The sequence below is a fragment of the Emticicia sp. genome (assembly GCF_043780375.1).
In the GTDB taxonomy this organism is placed as follows: Bacteria; Bacteroidota; Bacteroidia; order Cytophagales; family Spirosomataceae; genus Emticicia.
Genome location: NZ_JAYWCU010000105.1, coordinates 1 through 3,431, shown reverse-complemented (window position 1 = coordinate 3,431; position 3,431 = coordinate 1). Strand labels below are relative to the sequence as shown.

2 protein-coding genes are annotated in these 3,431 nt (G+C 39.3%); both read right to left on the bottom strand.

Annotated elements, in window-relative coordinates; all coding sequences use genetic code 11:
* On the bottom strand, positions 1 to 837 hold an 837-nt coding region (locus ACH2CJ_RS07795), incomplete at its 3' end, for a hypothetical protein (protein ID WP_394991844.1).
* 52 nt (positions 838 to 889) lie between these two features.
* Positions 890 to 3,379, bottom strand: a complete 2,490-nt coding sequence (locus ACH2CJ_RS07790) for a helicase HerA domain-containing protein (protein WP_394991842.1) — start codon at positions 3,377 to 3,379, stop codon at positions 890 to 892.
* Between the last annotated feature and the right edge of the window lie 52 nt (positions 3,380 to 3,431).

Sequence of the window (3,431 nt, the reverse complement as noted above, 5' to 3'; positions counted from 1 at the left end):
ATTCATATAACCGCTGGCGGCGTAAGCCATGCCACCAACTGCACCACCCATGCGAGACATGATGCCTGATGCTGCCGCATGACCAATATAAAGGCTCGTGAGCAAAGGCACACTGATGTATATAATGATTATGGCAAGGTTTAAAACCACCAAATCAATCATGGCATCGGCTGGATCGGGTTGGTAACTTTTGAAGAAAAACACCATAAAATTGTCCAAAATTGCCAGTGTCAATGACCAAAACAGCACATTGAGCAAGTTTTTGAGCCAATGTCCAAACGAGCCACCAAAGCCCGGTATGGTGGCAAGCATGGCTGCAAAAATCCCTGCCACGTACATAAATGATAGTAACATTACCTGCATCTTGCTGATTAACAGCCGAACAAATAGGGATAAACCCTCTTGTATTTTACTCATCAACCAAGCCACAAAACTTGAAAAATCATCATAAGGTAATGTGCCAAGAATGCCCAGCGAAGTCGAGTGGGTTTGGGTAATATCGCCAGTGGTAATTTTGCCCAAAGCATTCAAAATATCTTTTTTGGCTTCAAACAAATTACTGATATAATCTGCCGTCCAAATGATGGAAGTAGCCAATTCGTTGTAAAATGTAATAAAGAAAATGTAGCCTACAATTCTGAGAACTGCCATCAAATCCCAAGCCTTTTGAAAGACAATGACTTGGGTAATCATCCAAAAAACTTGTACGGCAAGCATGGCAAATGCCACACTCAAACAAGTTCCCGAAGCGGTACTGACCAATGCTTTGGCAGCTCCCAATGCTCCTTGAAAAGTCCCATTCTCCATGATACCAGGATTTGCATAAATTAAAACCATAATAATGTATTCTTTTAAGTATATAAATAAGTATGTAAATGAAAACTATTACTTATAATAAATCCTTCTCTCTCTCGTCTGTGATTTGGAAGGCTTTCTGCTCAATCCAGCGGTTGAGTGCCAGTGTGATATTCTCGCCATTTTCACCCGCCAAATTTCTGATATAGTTACGGTCGTCAGGAAAACTGGTAATCAAACCAGCAATGTAAGGCGGAACTTCCACCCGATAGACTTTGGCAAATTCGCCTTGTTTGACAAAGATTTCTCGCCATTTTTGCGACTTTCGCAAGGATTTTGCTAAATCTTCCTGATGTTCGGTCAAGCCCATGTATTCACATAATCCTTTCAAAACATCACTATCTTCGTGGTTTAAAATAATAATAGTCGAACTATTGGCTTTGACAATTTCGCCAATACCCGACTTTTTAATTTCATTGATGCCTTGCGTAATAATGCCAATGACTCCCTTTATTTTCCGAATCGTTCGGTACATATTTTCAATAAAATTGCCCAAACCACTCAACATACTCCATGCTTCGTCAATGTAAATACGTCGAATATCATTAGGGTATTTTGCCAAAATATCGGCAGCCAGTTCGCTTATCATCATGCCTACTATGGGGTAAAGCGTAGGGTTTTCTTTGATTTTCGCCAAGTCAAAACATATTAACGGAAATGCAGAAACGTCGTCCAGTGTTTCGGCATTCAAGATTTCACCGTACAAACCGCCTTTGGCAAATTGTTTGAGCGTGATAATCAATTTATTGAAATCAAAAAAGCGTTGTCGTCTCTCATAATCAAGGTATTCAACAGATTTCGAGTCGGCAATGCCTTTTTCTCGATACGCCAATACGTACTGATAAAAGCCATCAATACTTGGTACTTCGAGCAAAGTTTCATTATACGCATCATAATAACCCACGACCAATTCGCCTAAAATTGCTAATTCCGCAGGCTCTAATTTTCGGTCTGTGCCAAGCCAAATTGTGGCAATCAAATTGATTAAAAAGGTTGGTTTTAACTCATTCTCCTTTGATTTCAGGTCATAAATGCCATTATTACTGCGATGAATCAGAAAAGGATTGTATTTGAGTGGGTCGTTGGGATTGTACTCATAATACAGACTTTTACGGTTGCCGAAGAAAATAGTTTTGTAAGTGCCACCCACATCAATAATAATTTGTCTTTCGCCTTTTTCTTGCCGCTGAATAATCATGTAACCAATGGTATAACTTTTGCCCGAACCAGTTGGGCCAATAACCATAAAATTGTTGCCATTCAGTTTGGGTGAATAGAAATCCGCATAAACTGGCGAACCATATCTATCGCAAAGCAATTCTCCCCTATTCTCACTTTGATAGTTGCTGATATAATTGGCATAAACTGCCGCATTTTCATTGGTTATTTTTTCAATCCAGCGATAATTTTGGTAGGAATTGGCGGGAGAATTACAGAAAAACAAGGCAGAAGTGTCGGTTTGCTCAATAAATGCACTGGCTCTAATTTTGCCAAAAGCTCTGCCAACGAGGTCTTTATTTTGACTAAATTGCCTTTCACCCACGCCCCAGAAAATCACACTGGCATTCATATCAAAGAGTTTCCGACCTCCTTTGGTTACTTCGTCTATGTGTTCTCTGATTTCTTCACTTTGCGTATCGTGGGCTTGGGAAGCAAGAAAACCTAAATTATTCGTCCATCGGGCTTTGCTTTCGAGGCTGCGAATGGCGGGTTCGGTATCCAAAGATTTCCAAGTGATTGAAAGAATGTGTTCAAGTGCTAATTCATTACCCAAAGGCAAAATTGTTGGCGTGAAAATACCCTGTTCGTTCTTATGGTCGTAGAAAATCTCTTTGGCTTGTCCGTCCATGGTGGCAATTCCTACCAATTTTTGCCCGATTTGTAAGCAATCTCTTTGCGGTTGAAACGCATTGTTGATTGAATACTGCGGTTCGTCAAATTTTAGGTTAAAATATTGCAACACCACACTTTTGAGGTCTTCTTTTCCCAATCGAATATAAGTAATATTGTTTTGCGTTACCTTTGAAATAAAGGTATTTGCCATGCGTTCAAGCTGAATATTTACCTTTTCAATGTCTTTGAAAGGATTAGAAACATAAGACATTCCTTTTCTGACATACAAGTTATTGACAGGACTCTTTTGTTTTATATCTGCCGTTCCGTAGGAAATAAACAAGTATTGTTGGTGCTGCTGAATAGGTCTTTGCAGGTAATTCATCAAGATTTTGTACTCATAATTTGACTTATTTTGCAAGTCAGCCTCGTAAGGTAAATAGTGGTAATAGCCCAATAATTGCACCGTAACATCGGGCGGTAGGTCGGCTAAAGCAGCGGTAAAACTCTCGCCAATTTTGTTGTATTCGCCCGAACTTAGTCTTTCAGTTTCGATGCAATTGACTTTAAAACCAATGCCAATTCGACCATCTTTGAAGATGATTTGCCCTTGCCCAGCAAAGTGTTCTTCTAAACTCCAAATTGGAAATAGTTCTTCAAAATTGGCTTTTCTGATCAATTTTAGTTGCATGATAAAATAGTTGGTTGTTGTACATCAATGAGATTGGTTTGCATGAATTTCC

What these genes read in the sequence shown, in the direction of transcription:
- ACH2CJ_RS07790 (WP_394991842.1), bottom strand. Translation starts at nt 3,379, where the DNA reads ATGCAACTAAAATTGATCAGAAAAGCCAATTTTGAAGAACTATTTCCA.